Consider the following 17,239-nt stretch of genomic DNA (forward strand, 5'->3'; position numbering starts at 1 on the left):
ATTTGTCCTCTAATAAGTCAGTTAAGATGTCCGAAGATGAAATAAGCAAAGCATTAGCAAAAGCAGAAAAAGAAGCAGAGAAAAAAGATCATAAAAAAATATGGATTGATAAAATGATGAAGAGCGCTAAAACGTATTATAAACTATGTCCTTATTATGATAAGAAAACTTCTAGTTGCTTTTTAACACTAAGTAGTACAGCCAATGGAGAAAATAAATGTACTAGAGAAGGAAAATATGAAAATTGTCCAATATTCCTTGCATTTCTAGATGGAAAATATCAAGAATATACTTCTAAGAAGAAAATACTACCATTAGATTTCCTAGATCTAGCTCAATCAATGTAAAATATATTTTATTAAAATACAAGTGAATTTTAGTGCCAAGAAAAAAATCTGACAAAAAAGAAGAAGATAATCAGAAAAAAACTACTAATAAAAAACAAAAAAAGGAAAAATATATTGATGCAGAAGTATTGTTAAATGAATACTTAGATGAGATGATAAATGGTTTAAATATATCTTTTCTTAAATTAAAACCTGAAGAATATAAGGAATTAATAAAAGAGCCATTTGTAGCTGCAGTAGGTCAAGTGAAATCAAAACCAAAATCTAGCACAATACTAAACAGGCTACTAGCTAACAGAGATGCTATGATGGAATTCCTTGCAATGAAATTAATCAGAATTATAGATATAGATAATCTAACAGATGACCAATTTGAATTTGTAGTATATAATACCAAGCATGGTATAGTAAATTTAGCTCCAAAATTATATAAGATGGCCTTAAAGAAAAATAGACAAGATTTGATAGAGATATTAAAATATAATTGGAATATATTTGGAATAGTTTCTCCTATAACATGTCCTAGATGTGGATTTAATTCTATAATGCCTGACTTACTATGTAAGGTATGTGATTACGAAATTAGTATGAAAGAATTAAAAACACAAATAAATGTGATTGAATTACTAAAAGAATTAGAAGAAGTTAATCCATCAGATTTTAAAGAAATATTAACATCAGGTTATTTTTATTATACGCCTGAAGGAGCAGTAGCTCCATCAAAAATTAAACCTTCTAATGGTCTTCCTCAACTTTACTTTGAAGTGGTCCTAAACAAAGATGAGAAAAAGATTTTGAGCAATATTCACAGCACGCAAAGTCAGTCGAAGTAAGTAGTGCATTACAGATATTGCATCTACCTTTTATGTTATCCATAATCAACTGTATAGAATTTCCAAAAGAATGATAAATTTCATTATCACTAAAATTATTCTTACTCCATTTTAATATGATATTGAACAGCTCGTCTTTTACATTTAACTCCCCAGTTACTTCAGAGAATCCTTTCAATTCAGTTAATGGTGTATTATAAAGCGGAACAAATATATTTTTATCAAATGCATGTATTATAATATCGTAGAGATTAATATAGTAATATTTTCTAGTAGAAGTAGAATAAATGAGGTATGCTAAATAAAAATCTGCAGTAAAGGGTAGTATAATTTTATTTTCAGTAGAGTTCTTAATTTTAATTACCGTATCCCATAGTGTTTTATTTATATCACCTTCATCAGAAATTTCTTCAAATGAGAAGTTTATTTTACATTCTTTACATATTCTATTAATTACATTTTTTATTAAATATGACACGTCCTTATAAAACTCTGGAAATACTATTAGAACTGCATCATTTCTATCTAAAAATCTAGTAGAAGATAATTCTCTTCTAACTCTTTTTATTATTTCGTCTCTAGAGCAAAATTTACATAAATACTTACCGCTTATATAAACTTCCGCATAATTTTTATTACATTTAACGCAGAGCAAATCTTTTTCATCTTCTCTAAAGTTGTTTTTAGTTTAACTCATAATCTTCTTAGAGTTAAGTTTATATATAAGCGATACTAAAGGTCTGCTGAAGGGTCGCAAGATGTCGTCTGGAGTTCCAGTCTTACTATTCAAAGAAGGTACATCTAGAAATAGTGGAAAAGAAGCATTAAAAAACAATATTTTAGCAGCAAGAACACTAGCAGAAATGCTAAAGACAAGTCTAGGACCTAAAGGATTAGATAAGATGTTAATTGACAGTTTTGGAGACGTAACAATCACAAATGATGGAGCAACAATTGTAAAAGAAATGGAAATTCAACATCCAGCAGCTAAACTATTAGTTGAAGCAGCAAAAGCACAAGATGCAGAGGTAGGAGATGGAACTACAAGTGCTGTAGTCCTTTCAGGTTTACTATTAGAGAAAGCAGATGCATTAATTGATCAAAACATTCATCCTACAATAGTAATAGATGGATTTAAGAAGGCATTTGATAAAGCTCTAGAGATTCTACCTCAGATTGGTACTAAAATAAACGTATCTGATCTAAATGCTGCAAGCACAAGAGATGAGCTAAGAAAGATTGTATACACTACTATGTCAAGTAAATTCTTAGCTGAAGGTAAAGAGCTAGAGAAAATCATGGATATACTAATTGATGCAGTAACTTCAATTGCAGAACCTTTACCAACTGGAGGATATAATGTAAGCCTAGATTTGATAAAGATTGATAAAAAGAAAGGAGGAAGTATTGAAGATTCAACCTTAGTAAAAGGAATAGTTTTAGATAAAGAAGTAGTACATCCTGGAATGCCTAGAAGAGTAGAAAAAGCTAAGATAGCAGTATTAGATGCAGCATTAGAAGTTGAAAAACCTGAAATATCAGCAAAAATAAGCATAACTAGTCCAGAACAAATTAAGTCATTCTTAGATGAAGAGGCAAAGTACTTGAAAGACATGGTAGACAAATTAGCATCAATAGGAGCTAACGTAGTCATATGCCAGAAAGGTATTGATGATATAGCTCAACACTTCTTAGCAAAGAAGGGAATATTAGCAGTTAGAAGAGTAAAGAGAAGTGATATAGAAAAATTAGAAAAAGCATTGGGAGCTAGAATAATTAGTAGTATTAAGGATGCTACACCAGAAGATTTAGGTTACGCTGAACTAGTAGAAGAAAGAAAAGTAGGAAATGATAAGATGGTATTTATTGAGGGAGCTAAGAACGCAAAGTCAGTAAATATATTGCTAAGAGGTTCAAACGATATGGCATTAGATGAAGCAGAGAGAAGTATAAATGATGCATTACATTCACTAAGGAATATACTAATGGAACCAATTATTATACCAGGCGGAGGAGCAGTAGAAATAGAATTAGCAATGAGATTGAGAGAGTATGCTAGATCAGTAGGTGGGAAAGAACAATTAGCAATTGAAGCATATGCTGATGCGTTAGAAGAAATACCAATGATCTTAGCTGAGACTGCAGGAATGGAACCAATATCAAGTTTGATGGATCTAAGAGCAAGACATGCTAAAGGATTAGTTAACTCTGGTGTTGACGCTATTAATGGAAAAATAGTTGACGATATGTTAAGTCTAAATGTAGTAGAACCGATAAGAGTTAAGAGACAAGTTTTAAAGAGTGCAACAGAGGCTGCTACAGCAGTTTTGAAGATTGATGATTTAATAGCAGCATCTCAATTAAAGAGTAGTGGAGGAAAAGGAGGAGCAGGAGGAGAAAGTGGATCTGGTGAAGGCGGAGAAGGTGCAGGAATGGGTGGCGGAATGCCTTCCCTAAGCTAAACTCTTTTTATTATATGTAACCAAAGTATCGGAGGAATTTTCAGTCTCTGTATATCCATTAAATTCTTCTAATAATTTTTTTGCTATATTTTTAATTTCAGTCATATCATATGAGTTAATTATTTCTTCTAGTAACTTTTTAGTTAAATCAATTCCTACGAGTAAGGTTAGTTCGGTAAAATCAGGACTTTGTAAATAATCCACAAGTTTTTTGGGATTTCCCCCATATGAAGAAAACTTATATTTTGTTTCAGCTACTGCTAAAAGTCTTCTTACATCATCCAATCTTTTAGGGTCTAGAGTATTTGGAGTAAATACTTTGCTTGCGATATGCCTTAGGAAATCTGGAGGGCTCAAAATATTTCGCCTAACATGTTATAATACTCCAAGTGTATAAAAGGATTAGCATGATCGCATATTAATTAATATTTAAAAGGATAAAAAGTAATAGAGAAAATAGTGGTTAGTGATGAGTAGCAAAAGGAGGAAGAAAAAAGATTTAGAAGATTCGGAGGAAGTTGAAAATAAACTAAAAGTTGTATATTCTGATAAAGATATAGTAGTAATGACAGCTCCTAACGAAGAAGAATTGAAACAGATTTTGCTCGACTTATTAACTGAAAAGCCTATGAATTTGAAAGAATTGCACAGTAAATTATCCGGAATAGCTAGTGAAGATAAAATAAGAAGAGCATTAGCAAGCTTATCAGAAAAAGGTCAAGTAACCTTACTAGAAGACGGAAAATATGCTAAGTTAGGAACGGATTAAATTAAAGATTTCTTAATGGGCATTTATCCCAATTTGCATGGCATTGCTTTGCCTGTGATTCTGTAATTATTCTATCTAGTATTTTACAATAAGCTATAAATCCATTTTCCATTCTCATTAGTTGGAAAAATTCACACCCACTATCTATATTTTCTTGAATAAGATTCACTTTAGGATAAAATTTAACTTCTTGCTCAATTTTTTCCTCTTGGAATTTTTCTAGCCCTTGAGATTCACTATTTTCTCCAGTATCAACGTAGTATCTGCAAGTTTTATACATCTTAAAGCATCTATCTGGGCTTACAACTATTTCTGAAGGGTTATCTAACATAGAAGAAATACAAAAACCATTCTTATAATAAGGGCATATATCACGCTTCTGCAACTTCTCTCACTATTACATGAATTCCTATAATATTATCATCTGAAAAACTGGGTATATGAACTTTGTTTATTATAACTTTTTCTACTTCATTTACATTGATATTGCTTAATGCTTCTTTGACTTTATTTTCACTTATTTTATTACTTAAATCCTCTACTATTAATACATCAGCTACTTTCATAAATAATGACTTATCCAGCAAAGAAATTAAAATGTATTCCCCTAATACCACATTGTGTATGCATTAGCAAAAGCAAAAGAAGAAATGGCAGAATATTTATCAAAAATAATCGAAGTTGATAAGGAAAAGATTTTAAATAGTATTGAGTATCCAAAGTCTGAAATAGCTGATTTATCATTACCATTACCATCAGTATCTAAAAAAAGAGATATTGAAGTAAAATATTCTGGTTATCTCATTAAAGAAATGACAAAAGATAAAATTTTCATTAATGTTAGATTAAATGAATTAAATTTAATGAAAGAAATATTTAGTAACTTTAATGAAAATTATGGCATTATAAAAGTTGAAAAACCTTTAAGAATAGTCGTAGAGCACACTAGTGCTAATCCAATTCACCCTCTTCATGTAGGTCATTTAAGAAACGCAATAATTGGTGACACATTAGTTAGACTATTAAAAGCTAGAGGTCATGAGGTTAATTCAAGATTTTACGTTAACGATGGAGGAAGACAAGTCGCGTTACTTATATATGGTCTTTCTAAATTAGATTACCCAGAACCACCAGAAGGACAAAAAAAGGACGAATGGTTAGGTCAAATATATGCTATAACAAATGTAATTATAGAAATTAGAAAAATCACAGAAGAATTAAAATCCGCATCAGAACAAGAATACAAGGAAAAAATAAGTAAAAGAGACGAGCTAATAGCAGTTGCATCAGAATTAGAAAGCAGAAACCAAGATTATTTTAATAGGATTCTAAATGGCGTTAATAGCGATAAAGATCCAGAGGCTGAAATATCAAAAATAATTCAGCTTTATGAAAGCGGTGATTCAAAAACAAAACAAATAGTAAGGAAGTATGTTAACTATGCATTAGAAGGATTTAAGGAAAGTCTTGAGAATCTTCATATTTCATATGATAATTTCGATTATGAAAGTGATCTTTTATGGAATGGTGATGTAGGAAAGATTTTAGATTTAGCTTTAGAATCTGTTGCAAGAATCTCTTATAAGGGAACGGTAGCATTAGACTTACAAAAATTTTTGGATGATAAGGTTAGGGAGGAATTAAAAATACCAAAAGGATTCGAAATTCCACCTTTAGTCCTAATGAGATCTGACGGAACTTCTCTATATACTATAAGAGATATAGCTTATACTCTATACAAATTTTCCCAATTTAACGCAGACGAAGTAATAAATGTAATAGCAGAACAACAATCAGTGTCGCAAATGCAACTTAGAGCATCATTATATTTGCTTGGATATCCAGAAATTGCAAAAAGACTAATCCATTATTCATACGGTATGGTTACAGTACAAGGATTAAGAATGAGCGGAAGATTAGGAAGATATATTTCATTTGATAATATTTACGATAAAGTAAGTGAAGTAGTAAAAACAAAAATTCAAGAGAAAAAAGGAGTTTTAGAAAACATCAAAGAAATTGCTAATGCAGCAATAAGATATGCTATAATTTCTGTTTCATCTAATAAGCCTGTATCCTTTAATATAGCTAGAGTAGCAAACTTTGAAGAGAATAGTGGTCCATATTTACAGTATAGTTATGCTAGAGCTTATAATATTTTAAATAAATCTACTGATAAATTGGATATTCAGAAAATAGACGAATCTGACTTAAAGAATGAGAAAAGACAACTATTAATTATGATAGCAAAATTCCCTGAAGTTTTTATGAGTTCAGCTGATTATTTACAGCCAGAGAACTTAACTATGTTTCTAAGATTCTTAGCTGACACATTTAATTCTTGGTATGATAAAGAAAGAGTTATTCAAGAACCAGATGAAAAGAAAAGAATAACTAGACTATACATCGTTAAAGGCGTAGAAACAGTACTAAGAAACGGATTAAATGCCTTAGGTATAAATTCTTTAACTCGTATGTAAAGCATATTTTGGACCCGTAGCTCAGCCAGGACGGAGTGCTGGCCTGCGGAGCCAGTGGTCCCGGGTTCAAATCCCGGCGGGCCCGCTGTGGGGGATCAACCCCCACACCCCCCCACTCCTATTTTTGATGTAATTTTTTTTAACAACGTCGTCTAAGGGACCGATGTAATGTTCCTTTCCGTCAGTACTCGACTCTCTCGATAAATAGACATAATACCGTCTTTTGACTTCACGTATGATTATGTCGCCAAACGTATAAGTCTTCTTTTTCTCGTTCATTTTTTCGTCAATTTTACATTATAAATTTTCGAGTTATAACTTTATTAGCTGACCAGTTTTTATTGTTTCTCATTAAAAATTTTAATAAATATCTTAGCTTATTTTATTTCAAGTATATTATTTATGATTTTAATATTATACTAATTTTATCTCAATATTAGTGTCTCCCTCTACAGTAATTTTATCTCCTTTTTTGACTACAAAAGGCCCTATAAATACTCCAGAGGATATATAACCATTAATTTCTCCTAATTTGCTTGCTAACCATTTTAGCATATCTAATGGCTCTCCATAAATGAAGTTAGGTTTTCCTTTTCCTACTAGCTTATCGTTTATGTACATAGAATACTCGTTTTTAATAGGATATTCAATTTTATCTCCTACGTATAGTCTTCCTGCTGCAGAATCATCTGCCTTTAGTTGTAAAGCATTTAAATTCCATGTGTTAAAACGTGTACCTGGAATCTCTATTCCTAATCTGATATTTTTTATGCATTCCGATATATTTAAAGGCGTACAATGATTTGCCAAAAATACTACTTCAAGCTCTGCAAAATGATTTTCGAACCATAACTCTACGTTTTTATCTTCTGTTATCATTGGTTTTGTTAATATTCCATACATTGGCTCTTTTCCATGAAATCTAATTAGGTGTTCCTTAGTAACTAGAGAAATCTTGTACCCTCCTAATCCTTCATCTTTTATTAATTTAGAAGAAAATTCGTTGAAAATTTCATTAGCCTGATTTTCTGTTACTTCAAATGGATTTATTGACTTTCTTTCCTTATATGCTTTGTAAAGAATTTCTGCCCTATTCATAGGCTTTTTAATATATGCAAGTATTTTTAAGTGTTTCAGATTTCTAGAGATTCTAGCTACAATTTTTCAAAAAATTATTTATTTTCTAGAGAAATGCATTCTATGATATGGTCTTTGTTTTCCTTTTTTCGATTTCATAATAATAACTAGATAAGGTTAAGTTAAAATAACTTTTAGCTTTTTAATCTATAAATAACACAAAATATTTAATTCATAGTTTCTTTGAGATTTAATGTCAGTTAATCCTGCAGTGGGAGATAACTGTAAGTATATCTATTTTCTAAGAATATTTAACATAGAATTTAATACGATTTTTAGAAAATAATATATAACAGTAATATAATCATCATTATATCAATATATAATATCATGAAATAATTTCATAGGAAGTCTAGTATGAGAATTCAGTACTAAGATTCAGTAGTACCACCAATTTAAGGAAAAGAAGTTTAAATGTGAGTCGATAATATTAATTGATACACTTATGCAATCTACTATAAGCACATTATCTATTAATAAGCTCAAAGTTGTTAAGCGTGACGGTAAAAAAGAGGAATTTAAGTTAGAAAAAATTCTTATAAAATTAGGTTTTGTTCCATCTGATATTATAGACAATATTGCTAATGATGCTATACAGAATGCTAAAGACAATACTATAGATACAAAAACAATAGCAGACATAGTAGAAAGAAACCTAATAGAATCCTCACTAGAACATCCTGAGATGTTGGACTTAGCAAAAAGATTCGTCCTGGCTAGAATATATAACCACGTATATGGAAAAGGCAATTGGAAAGAGTTTGATCCAAAGGATCTTCTGCTTTCATATAATGCTTTGAAAGTGCTAGAAGCTAGATACTTACTAAAGGATCCTAATACTCTAAGATACATAGAAACACCACAGATGATGTTCAGAAGAGTAGCCAAATTCTTAGCATCAGTAGAAAAAATGTACGGCAAGACAGAAGAAGAAGTTAGAAAAATAGAAGAAGAATTTTACGAAAAAATGAGTAACTTAAAATTCTTACCTAACACGCCAACGTTAATGAATAGTGGTACAAGACTAGGTATCTTATCAGCTTGTTTCGTCCTTCCAGTAAAAGACTCAATGACTACACCACAAGGAGACGGAATATATGACACGCTTAGAGCAATGGCATTAGTTCATCAACAAGGTGGAGGTACTGGATTCGATTTCTCAGAGTTAAGACCAAAAGGAGATATAGTTGCATCAACAGCTGGAGTAGCTTCAGGTCCAGTATCATTTATGAAGATTTTCGATGTGTCAACTGATGTAGTAAAGCAAGGTGGAAAAAGAAGAGGAGCTAATATGGGTGTAATGCACGTATGGCATTCTGATATTGAGGATTTTATTCATTCTAAGAGTGGGGAATTAAAGGATGTTCAACTTCAGAATTTTAACATTTCAGTAGGAATGTACGATTACGTTATGGAGAAAGTAGAGAAAGGAGAACAAGTACCTCTTATTACTCCTAGGAAAACTAGGATTCCAGGCACAGATCATGATTACTATATAACTAAGGCAAGAAATTACATGAGTGAGGAATGGGTTCAAGAGGAGATACTTTCAGAATTAGAAGAAAAAGGCGGTGTAGTAGCTCTAGATGAAAGCAGAATAATAACAGTAGATGAAGCACTTACAATCGCAGAAAAAGAAGGTGCAATAACTAGGTGGATAAATGCTAGAACATTATTTGAGGAAATTGTTAAAGGAGCATGGGATAGCGGTGATCCTGGACTTTTATTCATAGACTCAATCAATAGAAGGCATCCTATTTGGTACTTAGGAAAAATAAACGCTACTAATCCATGTGGAGAAGAACCATTATTACCTTGGGAGAGCTGTAACTTAGGATCGATAAACTTAGAAAAGTTTGTAATAGAAAGAGATGGAAAACCAATAGTCGATTGGGATGGCTTGGCTGAGACTATTCATTATGCTGTAAGATTCTTAGATAATGTAATAGATGCTAATCGTTATCCATTAAAGCAAATTGAAGAAGCAACGAAGAGGACTAGAAAAGTAGGATTAGGAGTAATGGGTTTAGCGAGAATGCTTATCAAGTTGAATATTCCCTATGATTCTATTGACGCAATTTACTTCTCTTATCAATTGGCTAAGTTTATCTACTATGAGGCATTCAAAACGTCAATAGAAATTGCAAAAGAGAAAGGATCCTTCCCAGCTTATGATGCTAATTTATATCATGACATATTTGATTCTGCCAAGTCATTTGATGAATTAAAAGATATTGTAAAGGTTGATCAAACTCCATCTGCTTACGTTAAGAAACTTACTGAGACTGTAGATAGGCTAGATTTCTCTAAACTTAAAGAGGAAAGGTTAAAATACGGATTAAGGAATTCTACTGTTACTTCTATTGCTCCAACTGGTACAATATCAATAATTGCAGGAACATCATCATCGATTGAACCACTATTTGCTTTAGCTTTCATAAGGAATGTCGCAGTTGGTAAGTTTATGGAGATTGATCCGCTCTTTCTAGAATACTTAAGAAAATATGAGTTAGATAATCCTGAAGTAGTGAAGAAAGTAGCTGAGACTGGAACAGTTGGTGAAAATGTGTTTATGCCAGCGACAATTAGGAAATTATTTAGGACAGCTCATGAAATTTCGCCAGAGTTTCATCTGCTTCATCAAGGTGCCTGGCAACAATGGAATGATTCTGGAGTATCAAAAACAATTAACTTAAGATCAGAAGAGCCACAAGAAACAGTAGAACGCGTTTACTTACTAGCGTGGAGACTAGGAATTAAAGGAGTCACCATTTACAGAGACAAATCAAAATCACAACAAGTAATCTACTTCGGATTAAAGAAAGAAAGAGAAGAAAAAGAGAAAAAACAAGAAGAAGAGAAAAAGAAAACATCAACACTATTACCTTCAAACCTAAGACTAAAAGAACAATTTGTAGAAGTTTCAGAGAACTACGCTGGCGGATGCAAAACTTGTGAATTATAATGCAAATATTTTTATATGTCTTTTTACAAATTTAAAGTAGGAACGATTATGTCTATTACTCCTCCATGTGAAATTTCAGTAAAAGAAATTTTGCCTGCAGTAAGGTCAATAATAGCTACTAAGCTAGTAAAGGAAAAAGGGTTACCTATTTATGAAGCAGCTAAACTAATGGGTGTAACTCCAGCAGCAGTAAAGAATTATATGGACAAGAAAAGAGGTAACGCTTCTAGAAACTTAATAGAAAGAGATAAAAGAATTATGGATATGATAAGTGATTTAGTAGAAAAAGTATATTCTGGAAATAATTTGGATTTGTCCACTTACTATTGCTTATTGTGTGCTGAGGGTAAAAAAGCATTAAAAAGAAATGGTATTGAAATACCTACGTGTATATATGAGACTTCTGCAGTTATTAAGCAATGATTTTTCTTTTGATGTAAGCTTCAAGCAGTTTTCTTGTCTTTATTTTTAAGTTTTTTATTCTCCATCTTCTGATTGGAAATCTAATTCTATCGAATTCTGGTTCTGTATTTTCTCCATCTATTTCTACACTTTCTATTCTAGCTGAAAAGTATATTGTTGCAATTACATCATCATTAGACATATTTATTACTGACAAGTTTAAAACCTTGTTATTCTTATCATAATTAAAATATAGTGGAATTATCGAAGCTGGTTCTACTCTATATAAGCTTATATTATACTTAGGTTTAAAATCAGTTTTTATAATTTTATTATTTAAATTCCAGTTAAGTCTAAATGGTCTTTCTTCATTCCAAGAGTTTAATTTCATTATGTAAATTTCTTTTCCTTCTATATTTATATCGCCTCTATTGAAAGAAATTTCAAAAGGAGAAGAAGAAGCTATTGCAATGGATTTATCTCCCTCAATAGACATAAAGCTAGATGATAAGATTGGCTTTCTAGAAGTTTCTAAGTATAGAGGATTTAAATAGTGAAATATCGGATTATAGAAGTTTGTAGATATTTTTACTGAACCATAATTATATTGAACTTTAGTATCTGTCTTTTCTAGTTCTTTTAGATTGCTTGTTACTTCTCCTGCTTTCATTTGTATATATTTATTGTCTATATATTCTATTCTATCCCAAGGTGATGGATTTATGTATCCTTCTCCTTCTTCATAAGGTAAAAGATCTAAAGCAAGGTCTATTATATTTTTAGAATCTATTATAGGAAAATTCCAAGGTATAGATGTTATTTCTATTGGTGTAATTATAAGGTATTCTTTTTTCTCTTCTTTATTTCCTTGTGTTATTATTTCTGATCCATCTACTCCTTTTATTCTTGCGTTATATTCCCATTTTATATTTTTTACATTCATTAATTTCAATATTTGTGGAAGCTGTTCGATATTTAGGTCTTCATCTTCAAGTTGAATATCTTGAATTATATCAAATGGGTATTTATTTAATTTTTTACTTATCATGTAATTAACCATCCGACAAATGCCTTTTCGTCATCTTTCGGGTTCGGGGGTAATTCTTCATCTATGTAAAGTTTTCTAATTCCTTCTTAATTAGCTCTGCTACTTTTTTGCCTTCTGCTTTACCTCTGACTTTTGACATTACTCTTCCCATAACTATATTAAATGCTTTGTCTTTTTTGCTGAGCAGTTCATTTTTGTTTGTAGATATTATTTCTTTAATTATTTTTTCTAATTCGCTATCACTAAGTTTTTGGTATTGAGCTATTATTGATTTTATATCTCCTCCATTTTTGCTATAATGTAACAATATTTCTGCTATAGAATCTTTAGATATTTCTCCATTATATATAGCGTTAAAAGTAGTATCTAATACTTCTTCTGTTATTAAATCAGGATTTCCTCCTTCTGATTTTACATATTTTATTGTATTTTCTAACGTTGTTGCTATTACTGTTGGAGGTATTTTAGGCGAATATTTACTTACAAAATAGTCAAAAGTGTCTAGTCTAGGACTAACTAAAACTTGTTTTGCTAACTCTTCGTTTAAGCCTAGTTTTAATAGTTCTTTCATTTTTTCTTCTGGAGTAGGTGGAATTATTTTCTTAGCTTTTTCTAATATGCTATTAGTTATTCTAATTGGCGGTATATCTGTTTCTGGATACATTCTAGCTGATCCAGGTTGTGGTCTTAAGAATCTTGTAGTTCCATCTTCGTTTGCTGCTCTGGTTTCTTTAGGTACGCCTTCAAGTGCTTGTAATAATCTGTCTTTTATAGCATTTATGGCTAATTCTAGTTTTTCTTTCTTTCCAACTATTATTATGAACCCATCTTCTTCTTTTACGTTTAATTCATTTTTTACTTTTTCTATTTCTTCTTTTGTTATTCCATAATTAGGTAATTCATCGGAATGGAAGAGTCCTCCTAATCCTGCAAAGACTTTTATATAATCTGATACTTCTGTTCCAAATCTTCTATCTGGCATTAATTCTATTCCGAATATTCCTTTAAATTTAGGAACTTTTATACCGTAAACTTTTCCATTTTTCTTTAGCTCATTATTTATTATTTTAGATTGAGTGTTAGCAAAGATATTAGTTATATCTTTAAATGTATAATTTTGTAAGATAAAATCTTTATTAACTCCTCTTTTGATAAGCTCATCTTTTATTTCAAGGAGTTTTAGTTGTCTTTCAGCCTCATATTCTATAATTTTTGGAATTAAATCTAATTCTTGAACTCCTTTAATTTCCGTTTTAACTCCTCCTGCTACAGATACGTTTAAATCTTGTCTTACAGTACCTAAACCTCTTTTGACTTTGCCAGTTAGTCTTAGCATCTGACCTATTTTTAAAGCAACTCTTTTTGCTTGTTCTGGAGAATGAATATCTGGACCTGTGGAAATTTCTATTAATGGAATTCCTAGTCTATCTAGATTGTACGTAACTGAATCTGTTTTTCCTTCTATCTTTCTTGCAGCATCTTCTTCAATAGCTATAGTTTGAATACTGATTACTCCTTCTTCATCCTCGACATAACCACCTAATCCTACTATAGATGTTCTTTGAAATCCAGAAGTATTCGAACCGTCTATAACTGTTTTTCTCATTACGTATATTTCGTCTACTGGATTTCCTTTGAAAGCTAAAGTCATAGCTAATCCAATTAAGAGTGCGTCTTCGTTCATTTTGTGAGGAGGTTCTTCATCGCATTCTACTAGACAGGAAGAAATGGCAGGAAGTCTATAAATATATTTTTTATTTTTCTCCCATTCGAACAATGCAGCTATATCCACTTCTCCTGTTTCGCTTAATACTGGTCTTAAATATCTTTCTAAAGTATACTGGTATTCGTCACTTAATTGTGTAGGACAATTGCAGAATAGTTTTGATGAAGTGTTTAATTGTTGATGTATTTCTAGCCCTACTTTTAATCCAATCTTATTATAATCAAGTTTAGACATAATTCCACCTTGGGAATAAATCTATGGAATGTCTAGGATTAATTTCTCCTGCAATGTTTGTTAGCATTAAAGTCTTAATTTTTTCTTGGTCGGTTTCATGACCTAATATCCACATTAGTTTTACTAGAGCTACTTCTGGCAGCATGTCTTCTAGAGGCGTTACTCCTGCTTGTTGTAAAAGTCTACCTGTAGTATAGACGTTCATGTTTACTCTCCCAAATAAACATTGTGTTGTCATGCCTACAAATATGCCATCTTTAGTGGCTTTCTTAATATGGTCTACTAATTCTGTCGAAACATGGCCTAATCCTGTCCCTTCTATTATTATACCTAGTACTTTTTTATTTTCAATTAGATAGTCCAAAAAATCTGAAGAGAATCCAGGATAATATTTTAGGAGAAAAACTTTATCGCTAAATTTGGAATTTACTATTTCTGTTTCATCTCTTTTAGGTATATAGTCTGATCGTAATAATTGTACTTTATTATCTTGCCAGAGAACTTTAGCTAAAGGAATATCATTTACAGATTGGAAAGCATCTCTTCTGCTACTATGCATTTTTCTTACTTTTACTCCTCTATGAGCTATTGTGTATGTATCTGAACTTTCTCCATGCATATTTATTACTACTTCGCCGAAAGGCGCTTCCTTAGCTAGTAAAACTGATGAGTATAAGTTTATAGCAGAGTCACTACTCGGTCTATCACTGCTTCTTTGAGATCCTACTAGGATTACTGGGCCAGATAATTTTAGTGCAAATGCTAATGCAGATGCTGTATATGCCATAGTATCAGTTCCGTGGGCTATTACGACTCCCTTATTTCCTTCGTCAAAAGCTTTTTTCACAGAATTTATTATCTTTGTCCAGTATTCTGGTTTCATATTTTCGCTTAGTATGCTAAATAATATTTCAGCAGAAATTTTTGCTAGGTTATTTATTTCTGGCATAAATTGTATGATTTCTTCTGCAGACAAGGCAGGCCTTACAGCACCAGTTTCATATTCTATCTTGCTTACTATTGTTCCTCCAGTACTTATTATCTTTATTTCGCTTTTACCCAAATTTTTCTCTTCTTCGTTTTTATATTTTTGAGTTCGTTTTTGTAATAATTGTATTTTAGCATTTTTTATGGATATTCCTATATTATATCCATTATCTAGTTTGATTACTACTATATCATCAGTACTAGAATAAGAAGGCATTAAAATTCCTTTTAATCTCATATCGTTTTTTATGATCTCTATCTGATCACCTATGTCAGCATTAATCGAAGATAAAGAATCCAGAGCTAAACCTCTATAACCTTCTAACATAAAGAAAAATTAAATGAAAATTTAAAAAAGTTTATGAAGTTTTCTTGTTCTTTGTAGCTTTTATAACTCTTTTTTCAAATTCCTGTTTATTCCTTACTCTTGGAACTTCTTTTGATTTTTCTTTTGGCTGAACTTTTGGTGTCTGATTTCTAACTTTTCCCGCTTTTGTTAGCGAACCGTGGGAAGGCATTACTATCAAGACATTATAATATAAATAAGAATTTAAACTTACAGTTTTAAGACTCAGTGTGAATCATGATGAAATTATATTTAGTCGAGCATGCCATAGGTTCATTTGGATTTGATGAAAACGGAAAACTTATCGATTATGTTCTTAATCCTAAAGATATTGGAAGAGTTGTAGAACTTTTATTGCAACATGAAAATGGAGAACCTTTTCCTTCAGCATTAGAATTAATTAACAAAGTAAAACCAGAGGAAATAGTAATAGAAAATGAAGCAGAAATACAGAAATTACAAGTTAAAGCTACTGTAAAACCTCATCATGAAGGAGCTAAAATATTTAGGCAATCATTAGCTAAATTTGCATTAGAGTCAAAATTTGCTTCTACAGAAGACGAATTATATACTTATCTTTATCAATTAGCATTTGAATACACAAGAAGAAAATTAAGATCAGCTGCACAGAAAAGAGATCTATTAGCTATTCAAGCAGTAAGAGCAATGGACGATATAGATAAGTCGATAAATCTATTTTCAGAGAGGCTTAGAGAATGGTATAGTTTACATTTCCCAGAGTTAGATAAATTATTAGAAGACCATGAAACCTATGCTAAGATAGTTTCTACATTTGGTTACAGAGATTCAATAACTTTAGAAGGATTAAAAAGCATAAATATTGATGAACATACTGCTAAAAGAATTGTAGATGCAGCGTCTAAAAGCATTGGAGCAGATATCTCAGAAGATGATATAAATTCTATTCAGCAGCTTTCAAATACAATATTATCTTTATTCACTATAAGAAATAATTTATCTGACTATATAGAATCAGTAATGAAAGAAGTTGCTCCTAATGTGACTTCACTCGTAGGGTCTAATTTAGGGGCTAGACTACTTAGCTTAGCTGGAAGTTTAGAGGAATTGTCTAAAATGCCTGCAAGTACTATTCAAGTTTTAGGAGCAGAAAAAGCGCTATTTAGAGCCTTAAGATCAGGAAGTAGACCTCCAAAGCATGGAATAATTTTCCAATTCCCAGCAATACATAGTGCACCTAGATGGCAAAGAGGTAAAATTGCCAGAGCTTTAGCAGCAAAATTAGCTATTGCTGCCAGAGTAGATAATTATAGCGGAAGATATATAGGAGATCAATTAGCAGAGCAATTGAATAAGAGAATCGAGGAGATCAAAACAAAATATGAACAACCACCACCTAGAAAGCCTGCACAAAGCGAAAAACTTGGAGAAAGAAGATCTAGACCAGAAAAAAGAAAATCGAAAGAAAGATACAAAAGTAAGAAAAATAATAGAAATGAAAAGAGAAGAAGATAAAGGTGAAAA

18 protein-coding genes and 1 tRNA gene are annotated in these 17,239 nt (G+C 31.2%); 9 read left to right on the forward strand and 10 right to left on the reverse strand.

The genetic code is table 11. From position 1 onward, the window contains the following. Positions 1 to 2 precede the first annotated feature (2 nt). A complete protein-coding gene (locus tag B6F84_RS11330; protein WP_148692337.1) occupies positions 3 to 347 on the forward strand; it encodes a hypothetical protein in 345 nt (114 codons plus the stop codon). Positions 348 to 379: 32 nt separating this feature from the next. Continuing rightward, on the forward strand, positions 380 to 1,180 hold the full coding sequence (locus B6F84_RS11335; RefSeq protein WP_148692338.1) for a hypothetical protein: 801 nt from the start codon (positions 380 to 382) through the stop codon (positions 1,178 to 1,180). On the opposite strand, the gene B6F84_RS11340 is transcribed toward B6F84_RS11335, so the two are convergent. Continuing rightward, complete coding sequence (locus B6F84_RS11340; RefSeq protein WP_148692339.1) at positions 1,083 to 1,835, reverse strand: hypothetical protein; 753 nt, start codon at positions 1,833 to 1,835, stop codon at positions 1,083 to 1,085. The two genes, B6F84_RS11335 and B6F84_RS11340, sit on opposite strands and share 98 nt — an antisense overlap. Positions 1,836 to 1,938: 103 nt before the next feature. On the opposite strand from B6F84_RS11340, the gene thsA reads away from it, so the two are divergent. Further along, entirely contained in the window at positions 1,939 to 3,642 is a 1,704-nt protein-coding gene (gene thsA, locus B6F84_RS11345) for a thermosome subunit alpha (protein WP_148692340.1), read from the forward strand. Here thsA and B6F84_RS11350 read toward each other — a convergent pair. Next, positions 3,634 to 4,002: a hypothetical protein gene (locus tag B6F84_RS11350; RefSeq protein WP_187152785.1), complete on the reverse strand. Its 369-nt coding sequence runs from the start codon at positions 4,000 to 4,002 to the stop codon at positions 3,634 to 3,636. The two genes, thsA and B6F84_RS11350, sit on opposite strands and share 9 nt — an antisense overlap. A gap of 109 nt (positions 4,003 to 4,111) precedes the next feature. Here B6F84_RS11350 and B6F84_RS11355 point away from each other — a divergent pair, with 109 nt between their 5' ends. Beyond that, positions 4,112 to 4,411 carry a hypothetical protein gene (locus B6F84_RS11355; protein WP_148692342.1) on the forward strand — a complete coding sequence of 100 codons (300 nt, stop codon included), beginning with the start codon at positions 4,112 to 4,114 and terminating at the stop codon, positions 4,409 to 4,411. 1 nt (position 4,412) lies between these two features. On the opposite strand, the gene B6F84_RS11360 is transcribed toward B6F84_RS11355, so the two are convergent. Both B6F84_RS11360 and B6F84_RS11365 read right to left on the reverse strand, forming a co-directional pair. Beyond that, on the reverse strand, positions 4,413 to 4,796 hold the full coding sequence (locus tag B6F84_RS11360) for a hypothetical protein (protein ID WP_148692343.1): 384 nt from the start codon (positions 4,794 to 4,796) through the stop codon (positions 4,413 to 4,415). Next, positions 4,783 to 4,977 carry a hypothetical protein gene (locus B6F84_RS11365; RefSeq protein WP_148692344.1) on the reverse strand — a complete coding sequence of 65 codons (195 nt, stop codon included), beginning with the start codon at positions 4,975 to 4,977 and terminating at the stop codon, positions 4,783 to 4,785. The genes B6F84_RS11360 and B6F84_RS11365 overlap by 14 nt, the downstream gene beginning before the upstream one ends. Positions 4,978 to 5,031: 54 nt before the next feature. Between B6F84_RS11365 and B6F84_RS11370 the strand changes: the two genes are divergently transcribed. Next, positions 5,032 to 6,891 (forward strand): arginine--tRNA ligase, encoded by a 1,860-nt coding sequence (locus tag B6F84_RS11370; RefSeq protein WP_148692345.1) that lies wholly within the window; start codon positions 5,032 to 5,034, stop codon positions 6,889 to 6,891. A gap of 10 nt (positions 6,892 to 6,901) precedes the next feature. Continuing rightward, positions 6,902 to 6,976, forward strand: a tRNA-Arg gene (locus tag B6F84_RS11375). Here B6F84_RS11375 and B6F84_RS11380 read toward each other — a convergent pair. Next, entirely contained in the window at positions 6,958 to 7,170 is a 213-nt protein-coding gene (locus B6F84_RS11380) for a putative integrase (protein WP_148692346.1), read from the reverse strand. The genes B6F84_RS11375 and B6F84_RS11380 overlap by 19 nt on opposite strands. Before the next feature lie 135 nt (positions 7,171 to 7,305). Further along, positions 7,306 to 7,989 (reverse strand): hypothetical protein, encoded by a 684-nt coding sequence (locus B6F84_RS11385; protein ID WP_148692347.1) that lies wholly within the window; start codon positions 7,987 to 7,989, stop codon positions 7,306 to 7,308. Positions 7,990 to 8,473: 484 nt separating this feature from the next. Here B6F84_RS11385 and B6F84_RS11390 point away from each other — a divergent pair, with 484 nt between their 5' ends. Both B6F84_RS11390 and B6F84_RS11395 read left to right on the forward strand, forming a co-directional pair. Next, the gene (locus B6F84_RS11390) at positions 8,474 to 10,993 is read left to right on the forward strand and encodes an adenosylcobalamin-dependent ribonucleoside-diphosphate reductase (RefSeq protein WP_148692348.1); all 2,520 of its coding nucleotides are present in this window, start codon (positions 8,474 to 8,476) and stop codon (positions 10,991 to 10,993) included. A gap of 48 nt (positions 10,994 to 11,041) precedes the next feature. Then, the gene (locus B6F84_RS11395) at positions 11,042 to 11,416 is read left to right on the forward strand and encodes a transcriptional regulator (RefSeq protein WP_148692349.1); all 375 of its coding nucleotides are present in this window, start codon (positions 11,042 to 11,044) and stop codon (positions 11,414 to 11,416) included. Here B6F84_RS11395 and B6F84_RS11400 read toward each other — a convergent pair. The 4 genes from B6F84_RS11400 to B6F84_RS11415 form a co-directional block, all read right to left on the reverse strand. Beyond that, positions 11,406 to 12,443, reverse strand: a complete 1,038-nt coding sequence (locus B6F84_RS11400) for a hypothetical protein (protein ID WP_148692350.1) — start codon at positions 12,441 to 12,443, stop codon at positions 11,406 to 11,408. The two genes, B6F84_RS11395 and B6F84_RS11400, sit on opposite strands and share 11 nt — an antisense overlap. A 61-nt stretch (positions 12,444 to 12,504) precedes the next feature. Next, positions 12,505 to 14,403 carry a Glu-tRNA(Gln) amidotransferase subunit GatE gene (gene gatE / locus B6F84_RS11405; protein WP_148692351.1) on the reverse strand — a complete coding sequence of 633 codons (1,899 nt, stop codon included), beginning with the start codon at positions 14,401 to 14,403 and terminating at the stop codon, positions 12,505 to 12,507. Continuing rightward, complete coding sequence (gene gatD / locus B6F84_RS11410; RefSeq protein ID WP_148692352.1) at positions 14,396 to 15,718, reverse strand: Glu-tRNA(Gln) amidotransferase subunit GatD; 1,323 nt, start codon at positions 15,716 to 15,718, stop codon at positions 14,396 to 14,398. Before gatD ends, gatE begins: the two co-directional genes overlap by 8 nt. Before the next feature lie 31 nt (positions 15,719 to 15,749). Next, on the reverse strand, positions 15,750 to 15,908 hold the full coding sequence (locus tag B6F84_RS11415; RefSeq protein ID WP_148692915.1) for a 30S ribosomal protein S30e: 159 nt from the start codon (positions 15,906 to 15,908) through the stop codon (positions 15,750 to 15,752). A gap of 65 nt (positions 15,909 to 15,973) precedes the next feature. On the opposite strand from B6F84_RS11415, the gene B6F84_RS11420 reads away from it, so the two are divergent. Next, positions 15,974 to 17,230 carry a C/D box methylation guide ribonucleoprotein complex aNOP56 subunit gene (locus B6F84_RS11420; RefSeq protein WP_187152691.1) on the forward strand — a complete coding sequence of 419 codons (1,257 nt, stop codon included), beginning with the start codon at positions 15,974 to 15,976 and terminating at the stop codon, positions 17,228 to 17,230. The last annotated feature ends 9 nt before the right edge of the window (positions 17,231 to 17,239 follow it).

It is taken from the genome of Acidianus manzaensis (genome assembly GCF_002116695.1).
In the GTDB taxonomy this organism is placed as follows: domain Archaea; phylum Thermoproteota; class Thermoprotei_A; order Sulfolobales; family Sulfolobaceae; genus Acidianus; species Acidianus manzaensis.

Excerpts from the sequence above, each read along its gene's own strand:
- B6F84_RS11390 (WP_148692348.1), top strand. The coding sequence starts at position 8,474 with ATGCAATCTACTATAAGCACATTATCTATTAATAAGCTCAAAGTTGTT.
- B6F84_RS11385 (WP_148692347.1), bottom strand. The coding sequence starts at position 7,989 with ATGAATAGGGCAGAAATTCTTTACAAAGCATATAAGGAAAGAAAGTCA.
- B6F84_RS11415 (WP_148692915.1), bottom strand. The coding sequence starts at position 15,908 with ATGCCTTCCCACGGTTCGCTAACAAAAGCGGGAAAAGTTAGAAATCAG.
- B6F84_RS11395 (WP_148692349.1), top strand. The coding sequence starts at position 11,042 with ATGTCTATTACTCCTCCATGTGAAATTTCAGTAAAAGAAATTTTGCCT.
- B6F84_RS11420 (WP_187152691.1), top strand. The coding sequence starts at position 15,974 with ATGATGAAATTATATTTAGTCGAGCATGCCATAGGTTCATTTGGATTT.
- thsA (WP_148692340.1), top strand. The coding sequence starts at position 1,939 with ATGTCGTCTGGAGTTCCAGTCTTACTATTCAAAGAAGGTACATCTAGA.
- B6F84_RS11400 (WP_148692350.1), bottom strand. The coding sequence starts at position 12,443 with ATGATAAGTAAAAAATTAAATAAATACCCATTTGATATAATTCAAGAT.
- B6F84_RS11365 (WP_148692344.1), bottom strand. The coding sequence starts at position 4,977 with ATGAAAGTAGCTGATGTATTAATAGTAGAGGATTTAAGTAATAAAATA.
- B6F84_RS11355 (WP_148692342.1), top strand. The coding sequence starts at position 4,112 with ATGAGTAGCAAAAGGAGGAAGAAAAAAGATTTAGAAGATTCGGAGGAA.
- gatD (WP_148692352.1), bottom strand. The coding sequence starts at position 15,718 with ATGTTAGAAGGTTATAGAGGTTTAGCTCTGGATTCTTTATCTTCGATT.
- gatE (WP_148692351.1), bottom strand. The coding sequence starts at position 14,403 with ATGTCTAAACTTGATTATAATAAGATTGGATTAAAAGTAGGGCTAGAA.
- B6F84_RS11380 (WP_148692346.1), bottom strand. The coding sequence starts at position 7,170 with ATGAACGAGAAAAAGAAGACTTATACGTTTGGCGACATAATCATACGT.